The organism is [Actinomadura] parvosata subsp. kistnae (assembly GCF_900323885.1).
Taxonomy (GTDB): domain Bacteria; phylum Actinomycetota; class Actinomycetes; order Streptosporangiales; family Streptosporangiaceae; genus Nonomuraea; species Nonomuraea composti.
Map to the genome: position 1 here is coordinate 227,762 of NZ_OOHJ01000023.1, position 17,857 is coordinate 245,618.

Sequence of the window (17,857 nt, forward strand, 5' to 3'; positions counted from 1 at the left end):
GCCTGGAGGGTTACGCCGTCTCGGCCCGGCGCTGGCAGCCGATGCAGTAGCGGGCCAGCGGGCGGATCTTGAGCCGTTCGAACGGGATGCCCGCCCCGCATTCCCCGCAGCGGCCGTAGGTGCCGGCGGCCAGCCGGTCGAGCGCCTGCGTCAGCTCGGCGATCGCGCGGTCGGCGGTGGTCAGGGAGACGAGCAGTTCCTGCCACGTGTCGTCGGCGCCGGTGCTGTCCTGCGCCTCGGCCCGCAGGCCGAGCAGGTGGCGGCTGCGCCGTTCGAGCTGCTCCTCGATGTCCTGGCGCAGCGCTTGGAGCTGGACGGTGCTGAGGTGTGCGTTGGCGTTGGTGTCGGCCATGGTCGCGAAAGGTCCTTCGTCGCAGGTGGGCACGCTGATGAGGCGGCCGGCACGCACCGGGCCGGCCGTCGTGGGGAGCCGCCGCTTCGCGCGGGCCGCCGTGAGGCGGGCACGCGCGGCAAGGCCCCGCGGACGTCCGCGGGGCTTCAGGGGTGGTGGGGCGGCTAGGTCAGCGGCGGGCTGCGTGACCCGGTGGGCAGGTGGGCGAGCTGCTGCGGGTCGCGGAGCGCGGCCTCGTCGTGGCCGGGCGACGGCAGCAGCGCCGGCTGGGCGGCCTCGGCCTGCCGCTCTCCGCGCAGCGGCGGCCACAGCGACAGCACGTGGTGCTCGCGCACGCTGGTGGCCTGGGGCGGCAGGCCGGCCGGTTCGGCGCCCGGGTCGCCCAGGCTCCACACCTGCTCGTACGCCGTGCCGGACGGCAGGCCGAAGCCGGTGCCGGAGGTCCAGGAGGCGCCGACGACGAGCAGGGACAGCAGGACCAGGCCCATCACGCCGGTGAACGCGATGGACCTTCGTGGTGCGGTGCGCCACGGTCCCGTCATACGGGCGACCATAGCCCAGACGTCGCAAAAGGGCATGTAGTTAAACGGCGCAGCCCTGGTGGTCAGTCGTCCCAGGTGACGGGGAGCCGTTCGACTCCGTAGATGTCCAGGCCGCCGCGCAGCGGCACCTCCGCGGCGGGCACGGCCAGGCGCAGCGTGGGGAAGCGCCCGATCAGCGCGGGGATCGCCACGCGCAGCTCCACCCGGGCGAGCTGCTGGCCCAGGCACTGGTGCACGCCGTGCCCGAAGGACAGGTGCCCGGTGGCGGGCCGGCGCAGGTCGAGGACGTCCGGGTCGGCGAACCTGGCCGGGTCCCTGTTGGCGGCCTGCACCGACACGACGACCGTCTCGCCGGCCTTGACCAGGTGGCCGCCCAGCTCGACGTCCTCCAGGGCGGCCCGCTGGCCGGTGTGGGCGATGCTCAGGTAACGCAGCAGCTCCTCCACGGCCTGGTCGGCCAGGTCCGGTTCCGCCCGCAGGGCGGCGAGCTGGCCGGGGTGGCTCAGCAGGGCGAACGTGCCCAGCGCGATCATGTTCGCGGTGGTGTCGAGCCCGGCGCCGAGCAGGAACGCGCCGACGCCGGCCAGCTCCTCGTCGCCGAGGTCGGTGCCGGTCAGGTCGCCGAGCAGGTCGTCGGTGGGGTGGGCCCGCTTGGCGAGCACCAGCTCGTGCAGGTACTCGGCGAGCGCGCCGAACGCCGCGTGCTGCTCCTCGCCGGTGTGCTCGCCGCCCGCCAGCACCGCCGCGTGCCGCTGGAAGGTCTCGCGGTCGGCGTACGGGACCCCGAGCAGTTCGCAGATCATCTGCGCGGGCACCGGCTGGGCGAACAGGCGCACCAGGTCGGCGGGCGGGCCGTGCTCGGCCAGGACGTCGAGCTGCGCGGCGGTGATCTGCTCGACGCGCTCGGCGAGCAGGCTCATGCGGCGGACGGTGAACTTGCCGATCAGCAGCTTGCGGAAGCGGGTGTGCTCGGGGGCGTCGATCGCGGTGAGGTCGCCGACCGCCCCGGGCGGCATCTCGTCGAACGCCACGCCCGGCAGCGGGTAGTGCATCAGCTCGGGCCGCGAGCTGAACCGCTGGTCGCCCAGCACGGCGCGGACCAGGGCGTGCCCGGTCACCAGCCATCCCTCGTGCCCGTCGGGGAAGGTCAGCCGCTTGATCGGCGCCTGCTCCCGCACCTCGGCCAGCTCCGGCGGCGGGTCGAAGGGGCAGCCGGGGGCGCGGGTGAGGGGCAGCTCGGCCAGCGGCAAGTGAGATTCGTACGTGAACGATGTTCTCTGCATAGGAACACTGTACGCAAACCAGAGACGATGTGCGCGCCTCTGTCGCGAAAAGGCGGTCGCGCTCACAGTGGCCGTATGCCGCAGAACACCTTCGACGCCCGCCTGGCCGAGACCTACGAGGCGAAATGGCCCGAGCTGTTCGACCCCGCCGTGGTCGAGCCGGCCGTCGACTTCCTCGCCGGGCTCGCAGGGCCGGGCGCCGCACTGGAGCTCGGCGTCGGCACCGGACGCCTCGCCCTGCCGCTGCGCCGGCGCGGCGTCCCCGTGCACGGCATCGACCTGTCGGCCGCGATGATCGCCCAGCTCCGGTCCAAGCCCGGCGGGCAGGACGTCGGCGTGACCGTCGGCGACTTCGCCACCACGCGGGTGCCCGGCACGTTCGCCCTCGCCTACCTCGTCCGCAACACGATCACGAACCTGACCACGCAGGACGAGCAGGTCGAGTGCTTCCGCAACGTGGCGGCGCACCTGGAGCCGGGCGGCTGCTTCGTCATCGAGGTGTACGTCCCCGAGCTGCGGCGCCTCCCGCCCGGCCAGACCGTCCACCCGTTCGCCGTGACCCCGGAGCACCTGGGGTTCGAGGAGTACGACGTGGCCGCGCAGCTCGCCGTCTCCCACCACTACTGGACCGTGGACGGGCAGGTGGAGACGTACTCCTCGACCCACCGCTACGTGTGGCCGGCCGAGCTGGACCTGATGGCGCGCCTGGCCGGCATGACGCTGCGCGAGCGCTGGGCCGGCTGGCGGTGCGAGCCGTTCACCGGCGACAGCAGGAGCCACGTCTCCGTCTGGCACAAGCCCGCGACGCGGGGCGCACGTCAGACCGGCGGGTGATGCGCCGGGCGCGCGTCAGAACGGGTAGCGGGGCGGCTCGCCGCGCAGCGTGATCCAGCGGGTCTCCGTGAACGCCTCGACGTTGGCCGCCGCCCCGCCGAAGCGGGAGCCGGTGCCGGAGGCGCGCACGCCACCGAACGGCGCGTTGGCCTCGTCGTTGACCGTCTGGTCGTTGATGTGCACGATCCCCGTCGGGATGCGCTCGGCCACGGCCAGGCCGCGCATCACGTCCCGGGTCACGATGCCGAGCGACAGGCCGTACTCGCCGGCGGCGGCCAGCTCGGCGGCCTCCTCCGCGGAGGAGACGCGGGTGACGGGCGCGACCGGGCCGAAGACCTCCTCGGCGAACGCGGGCGCGGTCAGCGGCACGTCCGCCAGCACCGTCGGCCGGTAGAAGAGCCCGTCGTACGTGCCGCCGGACGCGGCCCGCGCGCCCTGCTCGACGCTCGCGGTCACCAGGCGGTGGATCTTGTCGCGCTGGCCGGCGTCGATCACGGGCCCGAGCGCGACCTCCTTGGTGGCCGGGTCGCCGACGGGCAGCGCGTCGGCCTTGGCGGCCAGCCCCTCCACGAACGCGTCGTACAGCCGGTCGGCGACCAGGTGGCGGCCGGTCGTCATGCAGATCTGGCCCTGGTGGAAGAACGAGCCCCAGGCGGCCAGGTTCACGGCCGCGTCCACGTCGGCGTCGTCCAGCACGAGCAGCGCCGAGTTGCCGCCGAGCTCCAGGTGGGCCCGCTTGAGGTGCTTGCCGGCCAGCTCGCCGATGCGCCGGCCGACGGCGGTGGAGCCGGTGAAGGAGACGACCCGCACGTGCGGGTCCGTGATCAGCGCCTCGCCCACGTCGGGGCCGCCCGGCAGCATCTGCAGCACGCCCGGCGGCAGCCCCGCCTCCTCGAACACGCGGGCCAGCAGCGTGCCGCCGGTGACCGCCGTCCGCGGGTCGGGCTTGAGCAGGACGGCGTTGCCGAGCGCGAGCGCCGGGGCGACCGACCGGACGCCCAGGATGATCGGCACGTTGAACGGCGAGATCACCGCCACCACCCCGGCCGGGACCCGCCGCGCCAGCGACAGGCGCGGCTGCTCCGACGGCAGCACCTCGCCGATCGCCCGCGCGGGCAGCGCCGCCGCCTGGTAGCACTCCTCGGCGGCCACGTGCAGCGCGAACCCCGCCATGCCGGGGACCGCGCCGACCTCGCGCACGTTCCAGCCGCTGATCTCCTCGGCGTGCCGCTGCCACAAGTCGCCGGCCCTGCGCAGGACGGCGGCGCGGGCGGTGTGCGGCAGCGCGGCCCACTCCCGCTGCGCGGCGGCGGCGCTCGCGGCGGCCTCCGCCACGTCCTCGGGCGTCGCCCGCCCCATCCGGCCGAGCTCGCCGCCGGTGGCGGGCTCGACGACCGCGTAGTCGCCGCCGCGGGCGGCCGACCACGCGCCGTTCTTGTAGATGTTCGCCTGCCATTTGACGCTGTCGAGCAGTCCCATGGGCGGTTCCTCCTTGTACGGGCGTCACGGCCGGGCCGGCGGAAGTTGAGGTGACGCTACGGAGGGGACCCCATCAGGGCAACAGAACGTTCGGAGGGCTGGAACGCGATTTCCCCCACCGGAACAGTGAGTCAGGGGCGGTGGCCGAGGCGGCGGGAGATCTCGGCGGTGGTGCGGCGCAGCGGCGGCTCGATGCGGGCCGCCAGCGCCTCGACCGCCGTGGGCGCCACGGTGAGGTGCACGGCGACGTTCACCGCCGCGACCACCTCGCCCGAGCGGTCGCGCACCGGCGCCGCGAACGAGCGCAGCCCCGGCGCCAGCTCCTCGTCGTTGACCGCCACCCCGCTCTGCCGCACCTTGGCCAGCGCCGCCGTGAGCTGCTCGCGGTTCGTGATCGTCTTGGGGCCCCTGCGGGCCATGTCGGTGTGGTCGAGGATCTGCCGCAGCGCCGCCGCGTCCTTGAAGGCCAGCAGCACCTTGCCCATCGACGTGCAGTACGCCGGCAGCCGCGAGCCCACGTGCAGGTTGAGGTCCATGGCCGCGGCGTTGCGCCGGGCGCTGCGGCGGCGGTCGACGTAGACGACGTCGGGGCCGTCGCACAGCCCCATGCTCACGGTGCAGCCCGTCTCGTCGGCCAGCGCCTGCAGCAGCGGGCCCGCCACCTTGCCCAGCTCCATGGAGTCGATCGCGGCGAACCCCAGGTCGGCGGCCCGCGGGCCGAGGAAGTACTTCCTGGTCTCGGGGTCCTGCTGGATGTAGCCGAGCTTGGTGAGCGTGGCGACGTAGCGGTGCGTCGTGCTCTTGTTGAGCCCGACCGTCCGCGCGAGGTCGGCGATGCCCAGCACGGAGCGGTTGCCGGTGAAGGCGGACAGGATGCGCAGGCCGCGCTCCAGCGAGACGGAGAACGAGGCGCCGGCGGCCGGGCGGCCGCGCGGGCGAGGGCTGTCGTCGGCGGTCACGAGGGTCAGAATAGAGGCCTGCCGTTCCGCATGCTCGAACGCTCGTTGGGGGCGTCGCTCGCGGGGTGGCACTCTTACGAGCCGGAGGGGTGACGACGAGCACGCGAGGAGAGACGAGCCTGATGTCCGAGGGGTGGCACGTCGGGCACTTCATCGGCGGGGAGTGGTGCGCGGCCGTTTCCGGGCGTTCCTCTCCGAACCGGTCACCATGGTCGGGCCGGACGCTCGGCGAGGTCGCCGCGGGCGACGGCGAGGACGCCGGGCGGGCCGTCGCCGCCGCGCACGAGGCGTTCGCCGGCTGGTCGCGGGCGCTGCCGGAGCAGCGCCAGCAGGTCTTCCTGCGCGCCGCCGCCATCCTGGAGCGGCGCGGCGGCGAGGTGCTGGCCGCGCTCGCCGCCGAGACCGGCTGCGGCCGCCACTTCGGCGAGATCCAGCTCGACCTCACGGTCAAGCTGCTGCGCCAGGCCGCCCACCTGCCCTACCGGCCGTCCGGCGAGCTGCTGCCGTCCGACGTGGCGGGCACCCAGGCGATGGCCGTACGCCGCCCGGCCGGCGTGGTGGCGGCCATCGCGCCGTGGAACGCCTCGCTCACCCTGTCGGGCCGGGCCATTGCCGGGCCGCTCGCGCTCGGCAACACGGTGGTGCTGAAGCCGTCCGAGGAGTCCCCGTACACCGGGGGCGCGCTGTGGGCGGAGATCATGGCGGAGGCGGGCCTGCCCCCAGGGGTGCTCAACGTCGTCACCCACGCGCCCGGCGAGGCCGGCGCCGTCGCCGACGCGCTGCTGGCGAGCCCGCTCGTCAAGCGGGTCAGCTTCACCGGCTCGACGCCCACCGGCAGGCGGCTGGCCGAGCGGGCCGGCCGCCACCTCAAGCGGGTCCTGCTGCAGCTCAGCGGCCAGAACCCGCTCATCGTGGCGGCCGACGCCGACCTCGGCTACGCGGTGGACGCCGCGACGTTCGGCGCGTTCGTGCACCAGGGGCAGGTGTGCATGTGCGCCCGGCGGATCTACGTCGAGCGCCCGCTGGCCGAGGCGTTCGCCGAGCGGTTCGCGGCCAGGGCGGCGGCCCTGCCCATGGGCGATCCGGCCGACCCCGCCACCGTCGTGGGCCCCGTGATCAACGAGTGGGCGCTGGCCCTGCTCGACCGCCGCGTGAAGGAGGCGGTGGGGCTCGGCGCCCGCGTTCTGGCCGGCGGCGTCCCCGCGCCGCCGTGCTACCCGGCCACGGTGCTCACCGACGTCCCGGACGAGGCGGAGATCGCGCAGGGGGAGACGTTCGGGCCGGTGGTGGTGCTGGAGACGGTGGAGTCGGCCGAGCGGGCCGTCGCCCGCGCCAACCGCTCCGACCTCGGCCTCGTCGCCTCCGTCATCACCGGCGACAGCCGCCGCGGCCTGCGCCTGGCCGCCGCCCTGGACGCCGGCATCGTGCACGTCAACGACCAGCCGGTCAACGACGAGCCGCACATGCCGTTCGGCGGGGTCAAGGGCAGCGGGTGGGGGCGGTTCGGGCTGGGGTTCGCGGCCGAGGAGTTCTGCGAGACGCAGTGGGTGACGGTACGCGACCAGGGCCGCGCCTTCCCGTTCTGAAAATCCCTTGCTGGGACGCGGGGTGGCGCGGCGGCCAGGAGGTACCGCCGCGCCACGGGCTCTTCCCGCGGGTTTCCCGGCCGGGTCAGCCCGCGCTGCAGGAGACCGTCGGCCAGGTGTAGTTGCCGTTGTGCTGGATGGTCACGCCCCAGTTGTTGCCGCTGCCGTTCGGCGTGGCGGTCAGCACCTGGGAACTGGGATAGCTGGCGTTGATGTTCCAGGTGGCGATGACCTTCGCGGGGGAGGGCACGTTCATCGTGACGGTCCAGTTGCTGGAGCCGCTGACCGACACGTTGAGGTTGTAGCGGTCGCTCCACTGCTGGCCCGCGGACAGCGTGGCGGTGCAACCGCCGCCGCCCCGCCACCGCCGCCGCCCCGCCGCCCCCGCCGCCGCCGGAGGAGCCGCCGACCGTGATGTTGGAGTTGCCGCTGCTCTGGTAACCCTCGGTGGCGAGGATCTGGTAGTCATGGGTGCCCAGGTTCATGCCGTAGCGGGCCCAGGCGTCGAAGTGGTTGCCGGCCGTGATGGTGCCGCCGGTCTTCTTCTGCTGGCGTACGCTCCAGTACTGGTTGAAGGTGCGGGTGCCCTCGATGGACGGCGCGTTGTAGCGGGTGGTCTGGTAGATGTCGTACGTGCCGCCGTCGCTGGTGACCGTGCCCTTGTACGTGCCGGTGGGCCGGTAGGTGCCCCAGTTGTCGACGATGTAGTACTCGACGAGCGGGTTCCTCGTCCACCCGTACAGCGTCAGGTAGGCGTTGCCCGACGGGTTGAAGCTGCCGGAGTAGCTGACCGTTCTGCGGCCGCCGGGGTTCCAGCCCTTGCCGGCCACGAAGTTGCCGGTGTTGCGCCACGACGTGCTGTAGTTGCCGCCGGAGCCCAGCTCCATGGAGACCGTGCCCTGGCTGTCGGTCCAGAACGAGTAGAAGTACCCGTTGTTGGTGCCGGTCTGGTTGGTGGTGATGGCCGCGTGCGCGACGCTCGGCAGCATCGCCACGGCCAGCGCCGCGACCACGGCGAAGGCCCGGCCAGCGAGCCGCCTCATGCGTCCGCGCCGGCGGCTCGGTGGGGGGTGGGGGCGTCGTTCATCTGAGTGCTTCCTTCTCGTGAAGGTGGGCATCTTCGAAACTATCGGAACGGTGGCGAAAGTATCGGGCGCATTGTGTGAAGTTGTCAATGTTTCTGGTCAGAGTGTGAGGGGTCGGGTGGGTGGGGAGTGGCGGGGTGGGTGAACGGCCTGGTCAGGGGGCTCACAGGAGGGGGTGTGGGGCGGTGAAACTTTCAGCGTGCCGCCGAAAATTACCGGACCGTCTGGAAAAGAGGATGCTTTCCTAGGAGTATTAGATATAACCTAAGGGCTCTAGGAAAGGGGTGACGTGCATTGGCACGGATGGGGCTGACGGCCGAGCGGGTGACGCTCGTCGGGGCCGAGCTGGCAGACGAGGTCGGGCTCGAGCACGTGACGATGTCGGCGGTGGCGCGCCGGCTCGGGGTGAAGGACGCCAGCTTGTACGCGCACGTCCGCAACCTCGACGACCTGCGCGGCCGGATCGCGCTGCTGGCGGCCGACGAGAAAACCGTCCGCATCGCGGAGGCCACCGCCGGCCGGGCGGGCAGGGACGCCCTCGTGGCGTACGCGAACGCGTGGCGGGCCTACGCCCACGAGTGCCCCGGCCGCTACACCGCGACGCAGACGCCCATGGAGATCGACCCCGAGCTCGTGGCCAGGGCCACCGGGCCCCGGCGGGCGATCGAGCTGACGTACCGCATGCTGCGGGCGTACGAGCTGGACGAGCCCGACCTGACCGACGCGGTCCGGCTGCTGCGCAGCACGCTGCACGGCTTCGTCAGCCTGGAGGCGGCGGGCGGGTTCGCCCACGCCCGGCCGGCGGAGGCCACCTGGGCGCGCAGCCTCGACGCCCTGCACACCCTCCTGGAGAACTGGCCCGCACATCCGACTGAAGGAGATTCGACATGACCGGCACCAGTCCTGCCGTCGGCCACCTGCGCGTGGACGGCGCGAACATCCGCTACGAGGTGCGCGGCAGCGGGCCGCTCCTGCTGCTGATCCCCGGCGGCACGGGCGGCGCCGCCGCGTTCGACGGGGTCGCGGACGACCTGGCCGGCGAGCACACGGTCGTCTCGTACGACCCGCGCGGCCTGTCCCGCAGCCCCCTCGACGACCCGGAGGCCCCTCAGACGGTCGCGCAGCAGGCCGATGACGCGTACCGGCTGCTGGAGCTGCTGGCCCCGGGGGCGCCCGCCCGCGTGGCCGGCTGCAGCTCGGGCGCGATCGCCGCCCTGCACCTGCTCGCCACCCACCCGGAGCGGATCGAGCGCGTCGTAGCGCACGAGCCGCCGCTGGTGGAGGTGCTGCCGGACGCCGCCGTGCACCGCGCGATGCTCGCCCGCGTCACCGACACCCTCCACCGCGAGGGCCTGATGCCGGCGGCGACCATGTTCGCGGCCGGCCTCGCCGCAGAGGCGAGCAAGGACCCCGCTCCCGCAAGCGCCGCTCCCGCAAGCGGCGCCCCGGCAAGCGCCGACCAGGCAGGCGGCACTCCGGCAAGCGGCACTCCGGCAGGCGGCGCCCCGGCAGGCGGCACTCCGGCAAGCGGCGCCCCGGCAGGCGGCGTCTCCAGGAGCGATGCGCCCGCGAGCGCCGCTCCCGTCGAGTTGCCGCCTCAGGCGGCGGCGCGGGCCGAGCGGACGCTGGCCGACCTGCCGTACTTCCTCGGCCGGATCGTTCCCAGCTTCATGACCTACGCCCCCGACCTGGAGCGGCTGCGTACCCTCTCGGACCGGCTGGTGCTCGCGGCCGGCGAGGACTCGCGCGGCGAGCTGCCCCACCGCACCGCCGCCTGCCTGGCCGAGCGGCTGGGCACGGAGTTCGTGCTCTTCCCGGGCGGTCACGTGGGCCTGACCACGCATCCCGCCGAGTTCGGCGCGCTGCTGCGCAAGGTGCTGAACGCCTAGCCACGCCACCCTCGACCAGTCACCAAGACCCCCGACTTGATTTTCTACTATTTAGGTAGGTTAAGCTGGTTTAGCTTCCAGACGTTCATGAAGGGCAGTACCCCCATGTCTCCATCCAGACCGCTGCGCACCGTCGTCACGCTCACCCTCGTGGGCCTCCTCGGCGCCTGTGGCGGCGCCGGGGGAGCCGCCGGCCCGGCGCCCGGCGGCGACGGCACGCCCGTCCAGGGCGGCACGCTCACCTACCTGGAGCATCAACCGCCCACGTGCCTCTACCTGCCCGCCGCCGGCTTCTATCCGAACGGCGGCATCCTCAACCAGATCACCGACAAGCTCACCTGGCAGAACCCGGAGACGCTCGAGATCGAGCCGTGGATCGCCACCAAGTGGGAGATCAACGAGGACGCCACCGAGTACACCTTCCACCTGCGCGACGGCGTCACGTTCAGCGACGGCACCAAGCTGGACGCCGACGCCGTCGCCGCCAACTTCGACGTGTACGGCCTCGGCGACGACAAGCTCAAGCTGCCCGTCGCCGAGTTCGTCAACAACTACGAGCGCAGCGAGGTGCTCGACCCGCTCACCTTGCGCTTCCACTTCGACAAGCCGTCGCCCGGCTTCCTCCAGGGCACCTCGGTGATCGGCGCGGGCCTGGTGTCGAAGAAGACGATCTCGCTGCCGTACGAGCAGCAGTGCCAGCTGAAGAACATCGTCGGCTCCGGCCCGTTCACCCTGAAGAACCAGATCGTCGACAAGGAGGTCGACCTGGTCGCCAGGAAGGACTACAACTGGGCGCCGCCGTCGTCGAAGCACCAGGGCCGCGCGTACCTCGACGAAATCAAGATCATCGTCACGCCGGAGGACAACGTGCGCGTCGGCGCGCTCACCTCCGGCCAGGCCGACATGGTGCGGTACGTGCAGGCGTACGACGAGCAGACCGTCAAGGACGCCGGCTTTACCATCTACGCCGAGCCCACGCGAGGCGTGAACAACGGCCTCTACCTGCGGCCCGGCAACAGCCTCATCAAGGACGTGAACGTCCGCACGGCGCTGCGGCTCGGCACGAACGCCAAGGAGATCGTCGACACCCTCTTCACCGCCAGCTACCCGGTCGCCACGTCCGTGCTCAGCCACCTCGCGCAGGGCTACGTGGACCTGTCCAAGGAGCTCGTCTACGACCCGGCCAAGGCGAACGCGCTGCTCGACCAGGCGGGCTGGGTCAACGGCGCCGACGGCGTCCGCGTCAAGGACGGCAAGCGGCTGCAGCTCGGCGTGTTCGTCTCCGGCCCGCAGCCGCTGTCCAAGCAGACCCTGGAGCTGGTCGCCCAGCAGTGGACGAAGCTCGGCGTCAAGCTGGAGATCCGCCCCGCCGACGCCGGCACCCAGGCCGTCGACATCAAGGACGCCGAGAAGACCGCCATCCAGCACGGCATGGTCGGCCGCGCCGACCAGGACGTGATCAAGAGCCACTTCCACAGCAAGAACCGCGACGTCATCCTGTCCGACGACAAGAAGCTGGACCGGCTGCTGGAGGAGGAGTCCGCCGAGCCCGACGTGAGCCGGCGCAACGCCAAAGTCGCCGAGATCCAGCGGTACGTGATCGAGCAGGGCTACGCGATCCCGCTGTTCGAGGAGCCCCAGGTGTACGGCGCCGCCCCGTACGTGCGCGGCGTGGCCTTCGAGGCGGTCGCCCGGCCGTGGTTCTACTCCGTGTGGAAGGCGCGGCAGTGACCCGCTACCTGCTGTCGCGCGCCGGGCAGGCCGCGCTCGTGCTGTGGGCCGCCTTCACCGCGAGCTACGTGCTCCTGCAGCTCCTGCCCGGCGACTCGATCCTGATCAAGTTCCAGAACCCGGAGCTCGGTCTGTCGCCGCAGCAGATCGCCGAGATCCGCGCGTACTACGCCGGCGCCTCGCCGCTGGCCGACTACGCCCACACCCTGCTCGGCTTCCTGACCGGCAGCTTCGGCTACTCGATCGACACCGGCACGCCCGTGGTCGAGCGGCTGGCCGAAGCGCTGCCCGAGACGGCCCGGCTGGCGTCGGCGGCGTTCCTGCTGGCCGTGGTGATCGCCGTGGTCATCGCGTTCGCGGCCAGCTACAGCTCGGCCTCCTGGCTGCGCGGGGCGCTGCTGTCGGTGCCGTCGTTGTTCATCTCGGTGCCGGCGTTCTGGCTGGGCATCCTGCTGATCCAGATCTTCTCGTTCCGGCTGCGGCTGGTGCCGGTGATCGGCGGCAGCGAGGTGCAGCAGCTCGTCCTGCCGGTGCTGACGCTGGCCGTGCCGATCTCGGCGCCGATCGCGCAGGTGCTGGCGCGCGCCATCGACCAGGTGTACGCGCAGCCGTTCGTGCCGGTGATCGCGGCCAAGGGCGCCTCGCGCTGGTGGATCCTGTGGCGGCACGTGGCCCGCAACGCCGTGCTGCCGACGCTCACCGTGGCCGGGCTGACGCTCGGCGAGCTGATCGCGGGCTCGGTCGTGACCGAGACCGTCTTCGGCCGGGCCGGGATCGGCCGGCTCACCGAGCAGGCCGTCAACGCGCAGGACACGCCGGTGATGCTCGCCGTCGTGGTGCTCGCCGCCGCCGTGTTCGTGCTGGTCAACCTGCTGGTGGACGTGCTGTTCCCGATCCTCGACCCCCGGCTGAAGGGAGCGGCGGCATGACGGGCGCGTCTGTCCCGGGCGCGGGCGGCGTGGGGAGCGGCGGCGTGCCGGTCCCGGCGCGCGTGGCGCGGCGGCCCAGGGGCCGGGTGCCCGTCGGGCTGGTGGTGGCCTGGCTGGTGGTCGGGCTCGTGCTGCTCTGGGCGGTCGTGCCCGGCCTGTTCACCGCGTACGACCCGATCGCCGGCGTACCGGCGGAGAAGCTGCGCCCGCCGGGCGCCGGCCACCTGTTCGGCACCGACGCGGTCGGGCGGGACGTCTTCGCCCGGGTGGTGCACGGCTCGGTGCACTCCCTGTCGGGCGCGCTCGTCGCCGTCGGGGTGGGCCTGCTGCTCGGCACGCTGCTCGGCCTGCTGGCCGGCGCCGCCGGCGGCGTGGCGGACGCGGCGGTCATGCGGGTCGTGGACGTGCTGCTGTCGGTGCCCGGCCTGCTCCTGGCCCTGACCGTGATCATCCTGCTCGGCCCGGGCACGGTGAACGTGGCGATCGCCGTCGGCATCGGCTCCGTCGCGGCCTTCGCCCGGCTGGCCCGCGCCGAGGTCGTCCGGGTGCGGCGCACCGACTACGTGGAGGCCGCGTTCGGCAGCGGCGGCAGGTTCGGCGCGGTGTTGTGGCGGCACGTGCTGCCCAACTCGCTCGGCCCCGTCGTCGCGCTGGCCGCCCTGCAGTTCGGCGCCGCCATCCTGGCCATCTCGACGCTCGGCTTCCTCGGCTACGGCGCCGAGCCGCCCACCCCCGAGTGGGGGCTGCTCATCGCGGAGGGGCGCAACTACCTGGCCACCTCGTGGTGGCTGACCACCCTGCCCGGCGCCGTCGTGGTGGCCGTGGTGCTGGCCGCCGGACGCATCAGCCGCTCGATCGGAAGGGAACGCGGATGAGCCTGCTGGAGGTGCACGACCTCAAGGTCTCCTACGACGGCCGCCCGGCGGTGCACGGCGTGTCCCTGTCGGTCGAGCCGGGCGAGGTCGTGGCCGTCGTCGGCGAGTCGGGGTCCGGCAAGTCCACCACGGCCCACGCCCTCATCGGGCTGCTGCCGTCCAACGCCACCCTGGACGCGGGCCGGATCCTGTTCGGCGAGGCCGACCTGGCCGGCTGGTCGCAGCGCCGCCTGCGGTCCGTGCGCGGCAGCCGGATCGGCCTCGTCCCGCAGGACCCCGCCAACTCCCTCGACCCCGTCAAGACCGTCGGCGCCCAGATCGGCGAGGTGCTGCGCGTGCACGGCGAGCGCGACCGCCGCAAGATCCGTGCCCGCGTCCTCGACCTGCTCGCCCGCGTCGGCCTGCCCGACCCGGAGACGCGCGCCCGGCAGTACCCGCACGAGCTGTCCGGCGGCATGCGGCAGCGCGTGCTCATCGCCGCCGCGATCGCCCTGCGGCCGAGCCTGATCATCGCTGACGAGCCGACCAGCGCCCTCGACGTCACCGTGCAGCGGCGCATCCTCGACCTCATCGACGACCTGCGAGCCGAGTACGGCACCGCCGTCCTGCTGGTGACCCACGACCTCGGCGTGGCGGCGGGCCGCTCGGACCGGCTGGTCGTGATGAAGGACGGCCGCGTCGTGGAGCGCGGCCCGACGTCCTCGGTGCTGGCCGCCCCGCAGGAGGGCTACACCAAAAGGCTGCTGGACGACGCCCCGGCCCTGTCGGCGCGGCCGTTCCCCGACCATCCGGGCGGGCCGCCCGCGATCGTGGTGCGCGACCTGGTCAAGGAGTTCCGCGTCGGGCGGCGCCCGTTCCGCGCCGTGGACGGCGTCTCCTTCGAGGTCACCCGCGGCACCACCCACGCGCTGGTGGGGGAGTCCGGCTCGGGCAAGACGACCACGGCCAGGATGGTCGCGCGGTTCGCCACGCCCACCTCGGGAACGGTCAGCATCGCCGGGGCGCCGGACGGCCGCCGCTTCCGCCGGCACGTGCAGCTCGTCTACCAGAACCCGTACGGGTCGCTCGACCCTCGCCAGACCATCGGAGAGATCATCGAGGAGCCGCTGCGCAACTTCGGGCTCGGCGACCGCCCCGCCCGGCGCGCCCGCGTCGCCGACCTGCTGGAGCGGGTGGCGCTGCCGGGCGAGCTGGCCGCGCGCCGGCCGCGCGAGCTGTCCGGCGGGCAGCGGCAGCGGGTGGCCATCGCCCGCGCGCTGGCCGCCGAGCCCGAGGTGCTGGTGCTCGACGAGGCGGTCTCCGCGCTCGACGTCACCGTGCAGGCCCAGATCCTCGCCCTGCTCGAACGGCTCCAGCGCGAGCTGGGCCTGACCTACCTGTTCATCTCGCACGATCTGGCCGTGGTGCGCCAGATCTCCCACACCGTCTCCGTCATGAGCAAAGGACGCATCGTGGAAACCGGAACCACCCGCCAGGTCTTCAGCGACCCCCGGCACGACTACACCCGAGAGCTGCTGGCCGCGATCCCGGAGCGCGTCCGATGAGGCTGGGCTTCTTCACCCGCCTGCTGGACGACGCGCCGCCCGCCGAGCGCTACCGGCTGGCCGCCGAGCAGATCCGGCACGCCGAGGCGCACGGGTTCGATACCGCGTGGGTGGCGCAGCACCACTTCGACGGCGAGGAGGGCGGGCTGCCCGCGCCGCTGGTGTTCCTGGCCCACGTCGCCGCCACGACCCGGCACATCAGGCTCGGCACCGGCATCATCACGCTGCCGCTCGAACACCCGCTGCGCGTCGCCGAGGACACCGCCGTGCTCGACCTGCTCACCGGCGGGCGGCTGGAGGTGGGCGTCGGCGGCGGCGGCACCCCGTCGGCGTTCGGGCCGTTCGGGCACGACGCCGCCGACCGCGCCGCCCTGTACGCCGAGCACCTGTGGGCGCTGCGCCGCGCCTGGGCCGGTGAGGACCTCGGCGGCGGCAACCGGCTCTACCCGCCCGCGCCCCGCCTGCTCGACGCCGTGTGGGAGGCCACGTTCTCCGTCGCCGGCGGGGCCAGGGCGGGGCGGGCCGGCCACGGGCTGATGCTCTCCCGCACCCAGCCGCGGCCCGCCGAGCGGCCCCAGGCCACGCTGGCCGACCTGCAGCTCCCCATCGTCGAGGCGTACCACGAGAGCCTGCCGGCCGGCGCCACCCCGCGGATCATGGCGTCGCGCACCGCGTTCGTCGCCGACAGCCGCGCCGACGCGCTGCGCTACGCCGAGATCGGGCTCGGCCGGCGCCGGCTGCCGTTCGAGCTGCCCGGCAGTGACCTCGACAGCCGCATCACCGCCTTCGACGTGCACCTCGGCACCCCGCAGGACGTCATCGACAGCCTGCGCGCCGACCCCACCCTGCAGCGGGCGACCGACCTGGTCTTCCAGGTCCACTCGGTCGATCCGCCGCACCCCCTGGTCCTGCGCTCCATCGAACTGCTGGCCACCGAGGTCGCCCCCGCGTTCGGCTGGCGGCCCACCGTCGAATTGAGCAAGAAATGATCACTGACGTCATCGACCACCTGGCCGGGATCACCCCCGGCTCCTCCCTCGACCGGCTGCGCGACCGGCGCCCCGACGCCCGCGAGCACGCCCAGCGCGGCTACGACGCGCTCTTCACCCCCGACGACGAGGGCGAGGTGACGCTCGTCGAGCGCGACGCCGTCGCCGCCTTCGTCACCGGCCTGCACCAGGACCTCACCGTCGCCCGCTTCTACGCCGACCGCCTCGCCGAGCTGTCACCCGGCCTGCTCAAAGCCGTAGAGACCGAGATCGAGGCGGGCCGCGCCACCGGCCCCTACGGCGTCTACGAGGGCGCCCTGGCCGCCGAGAGCCTTGAGGGCCCGCGCTACCGCGCCAGCGACCCGGCCGCGCTCGGGGTCCGGCTGGCCGCCGCGTTCGAGCACGCCCACCTGCTCGTCTTCCGCCCCCGCGAGGCCCGCGCCGACGCGCTGCGCGACCTGCGCGCCGCCGGCTGGAGCGAGACCGGCGTCGTCACGCTGTCGCAGCTCGTCGCGTTCCTCAGCTTCCAGGTACGGGTCGTCACCGGCCTGCGCCTGCTCAACCAGGAAGGGGTCACCGCATGACCGGGTTCACCACGGAACGGCTCGGCTGGCGGCCCTGGCTGGAGCCCCTGACCGAGGACGAGCTGACCGACGCCCACCACGAGGCCCTGGTCGACCGGGCCCGCGCCGCCTCCCCGTACTTCCGGCTGCTCGCCCGCGACCCCGACGTCCTGCACGCCCGCACCAAGACCGACCAGGACATCTTCTACAACCCCGACGGCGGGCTGCCACGCGCCGAACGCGAGCTGGCCGCCACCGCCACCTCCCGCCACAACGGCTGCGTCTTCTGCGCCTCCGTGCACGCGCGCTTCGCCGGCCACTACTCCAAGCGGCCCGGCGACGTGCGGCGGCTGCTCGACGAGGGGGTGGACGCGCGGCAGGACGCCCGATGGCGGGCCATCATCGACGCCGCCGTGGCGCTGGCCTCCACCCCGTCCACGCTCGGCCCCGAGCACCTGGCGGCGCTGCGCGCGGCCGGGCTCGACGACCTCGCCATCAGCGACCTCGTCCACGCGGGGGCGTTCTTCGGCTGGGCCAACCGGCTCATGCTCTCGCTCGGCGAGCCCACCCAGGAGGAGAAGTGACGGAACCTCAGCTCGACCACCTCGTCTACGCGGTGCCCGACCTCGCCGCGGGGGTCGCCGAGTTCGCCGAACGCACCGGGATCACGCCGGTGCGCGGCGGCAGCCATCCCGGAGGCACGGCCAACTACCTCATCCGCTTCGGGTCCTCCTCCTACCTGGAGATCATCGGCCCGGACCCGGAGGCCGGCGTCCGGCCCCGGGCGTTCGGGCTGGAGACGCTGACCGAGCCGCGCCTGGCCGCCTGGGCCGTGCGGCCCGGCGACATCGACAAGGCCGTGCGGCTGGCCCGCGAGCGCGGCCACGACCCTGGCGACGTGCAGCCCCTGTCGCGGCGCACTCCCGCCGGCGAGCTGCTGGAATGGCGGCTCACCCGGCGCGAGGACCCGGCGGAGGTGCGGCCGGTGCCGTTCCTCATCGACTGGGGCGGCACCCGCCACCCCGCCGACTCCGACCTGCCACTGGCCGGCCTGATCTCCTTCTCCGCCGCCCACCCCGACCCGGACGCGCTCCAGCGGGACCTGGCCGCGCTCGGCGTCCGGCTCGACGTCGCCGCCGGGCCCGAGCCGTCGCTGCGCGCTGTCATCGGCACCCCGCGCGGCCACGTCACCCTGCGCTGACACTTCTCCGAGGAGC

At 73.4% G+C, this 17,857-nt stretch carries 17 protein-coding genes and 1 pseudogene; 12 read left to right on the forward strand and 6 right to left on the reverse strand.

Annotated elements, in window-relative coordinates:
* Window positions 1-10: 10 nt before the first annotated feature.
* The 3 genes from KIS93_RS52515 to KIS93_RS52525 form a co-directional block, all read right to left on the reverse strand.
* Window positions 11-352 (reverse strand): TraR/DksA family transcriptional regulator, encoded by a 342-nt coding sequence (locus KIS93_RS52515; protein ID WP_080046565.1) that lies wholly within the window; start codon window positions 350-352, stop codon window positions 11-13.
* A gap of 164 nt (window positions 353-516) precedes the next feature.
* On the reverse strand, window positions 517-894 hold the full coding sequence (locus KIS93_RS52520; RefSeq protein WP_155126687.1) for a hypothetical protein: 378 nt from the start codon (window positions 892-894) through the stop codon (window positions 517-519).
* A gap of 62 nt (window positions 895-956) precedes the next feature.
* Window positions 957-2,177 carry a cytochrome P450 gene (locus tag KIS93_RS52525; RefSeq protein WP_080037454.1) on the reverse strand — a complete coding sequence of 407 codons (1,221 nt, stop codon included), beginning with the start codon at window positions 2,175-2,177 and terminating at the stop codon, window positions 957-959.
* Window positions 2,178-2,252: 75 nt separating this feature from the next.
* Here KIS93_RS52525 and KIS93_RS52530 point away from each other — a divergent pair, with 75 nt between their 5' ends.
* On the forward strand, window positions 2,253-3,011 hold the full coding sequence (locus KIS93_RS52530; RefSeq protein ID WP_080037455.1) for a class I SAM-dependent DNA methyltransferase: 759 nt from the start codon (window positions 2,253-2,255) through the stop codon (window positions 3,009-3,011).
* 15 nt (window positions 3,012-3,026) lie between these two features.
* Here the strand turns inward: KIS93_RS52530 and KIS93_RS52535 are convergent, their stop codons facing one another.
* A complete protein-coding gene (locus KIS93_RS52535; protein ID WP_080037456.1) occupies window positions 3,027-4,490 on the reverse strand; it encodes an aldehyde dehydrogenase family protein in 1,464 nt (487 codons plus the stop codon).
* Between the two features lie 131 nt (window positions 4,491-4,621).
* Entirely contained in the window at window positions 4,622-5,449 is an 828-nt protein-coding gene (locus tag KIS93_RS52540; protein ID WP_230466043.1) for an IclR family transcriptional regulator, read from the reverse strand.
* A 122-nt stretch (window positions 5,450-5,571) separates the two neighbouring features.
* Here KIS93_RS52540 and KIS93_RS52545 point away from each other — a divergent pair, with 122 nt between their 5' ends.
* Complete coding sequence (locus KIS93_RS52545) at window positions 5,572-7,035, forward strand: aldehyde dehydrogenase family protein (protein WP_080037457.1); 1,464 nt, start codon at window positions 5,572-5,574, stop codon at window positions 7,033-7,035.
* 470 nt (window positions 7,036-7,505) lie between these two features.
* Here the strand turns inward: KIS93_RS52545 and KIS93_RS69345 are convergent.
* Window positions 7,506-8,153, reverse strand: a pseudogene (locus tag KIS93_RS69345) (glycoside hydrolase family 11 protein); the annotation flags it as partial.
* Window positions 8,154-8,414: 261 nt separating this feature from the next.
* Between KIS93_RS69345 and KIS93_RS52555 the strand changes: the two are divergent.
* The 10 genes from KIS93_RS52555 to KIS93_RS52600 all read left to right on the forward strand — a co-directional run bounded on the left by KIS93_RS52555 (window position 8,415) and on the right by KIS93_RS52600 (window position 17,841).
* Window positions 8,415-9,011 (forward strand): TetR/AcrR family transcriptional regulator, encoded by a 597-nt coding sequence (locus KIS93_RS52555; RefSeq protein ID WP_080037459.1) that lies wholly within the window; start codon window positions 8,415-8,417, stop codon window positions 9,009-9,011.
* The gene (locus KIS93_RS66620) at window positions 9,008-10,009 is read left to right on the forward strand and encodes an alpha/beta fold hydrolase (protein ID WP_080037460.1); all 1,002 of its coding nucleotides are present in this window, start codon (window positions 9,008-9,010) and stop codon (window positions 10,007-10,009) included. Before KIS93_RS52555 ends, KIS93_RS66620 begins: the two co-directional genes overlap by 4 nt.
* Before the next feature lie 105 nt (window positions 10,010-10,114).
* Window positions 10,115-11,740, forward strand: a complete 1,626-nt coding sequence (locus tag KIS93_RS52565) for a TIGR04028 family ABC transporter substrate-binding protein (RefSeq protein WP_080037461.1) — start codon at window positions 10,115-10,117, stop codon at window positions 11,738-11,740.
* Window positions 11,737-12,669, forward strand: coding sequence for an ABC transporter permease (locus KIS93_RS52570; RefSeq protein WP_080037462.1), 933 nt, complete (start codon window positions 11,737-11,739; stop codon window positions 12,667-12,669). The genes KIS93_RS52565 and KIS93_RS52570 overlap by 4 nt, the downstream gene beginning before the upstream one ends.
* The gene (locus tag KIS93_RS52575) at window positions 12,666-13,544 is read left to right on the forward strand and encodes an ABC transporter permease (protein ID WP_080037463.1); all 879 of its coding nucleotides are present in this window, start codon (window positions 12,666-12,668) and stop codon (window positions 13,542-13,544) included. Before KIS93_RS52570 ends, KIS93_RS52575 begins: the two co-directional genes overlap by 4 nt.
* Window positions 13,541-15,088 carry a dipeptide ABC transporter ATP-binding protein gene (locus KIS93_RS52580; RefSeq protein ID WP_080037464.1) on the forward strand — a complete coding sequence of 516 codons (1,548 nt, stop codon included), beginning with the start codon at window positions 13,541-13,543 and terminating at the stop codon, window positions 15,086-15,088. The genes KIS93_RS52575 and KIS93_RS52580 overlap by 4 nt, the downstream gene beginning before the upstream one ends.
* Entirely contained in the window at window positions 15,085-16,077 is a 993-nt protein-coding gene (locus KIS93_RS52585) for a putative FMN-dependent luciferase-like monooxygenase (RefSeq protein ID WP_080037465.1), read from the forward strand. Before KIS93_RS52580 ends, KIS93_RS52585 begins: the two co-directional genes overlap by 4 nt.
* A complete protein-coding gene (locus KIS93_RS66625) occupies window positions 16,074-16,661 on the forward strand; it encodes a CMD domain protein (RefSeq protein WP_080037466.1) in 588 nt (195 codons plus the stop codon). The genes KIS93_RS52585 and KIS93_RS66625 overlap by 4 nt, the downstream gene beginning before the upstream one ends.
* Window positions 16,658-17,224 carry an alkylhydroperoxidase domain protein gene (locus KIS93_RS66630; protein ID WP_080037467.1) on the forward strand — a complete coding sequence of 189 codons (567 nt, stop codon included), beginning with the start codon at window positions 16,658-16,660 and terminating at the stop codon, window positions 17,222-17,224. The genes KIS93_RS66625 and KIS93_RS66630 overlap by 4 nt, the downstream gene beginning before the upstream one ends.
* A complete protein-coding gene (locus tag KIS93_RS52600) occupies window positions 17,221-17,841 on the forward strand; it encodes a VOC family protein (RefSeq protein WP_080037468.1) in 621 nt (206 codons plus the stop codon). The genes KIS93_RS66630 and KIS93_RS52600 overlap by 4 nt, the downstream gene beginning before the upstream one ends.
* Window positions 17,842-17,857 lie beyond the last annotated feature (16 nt).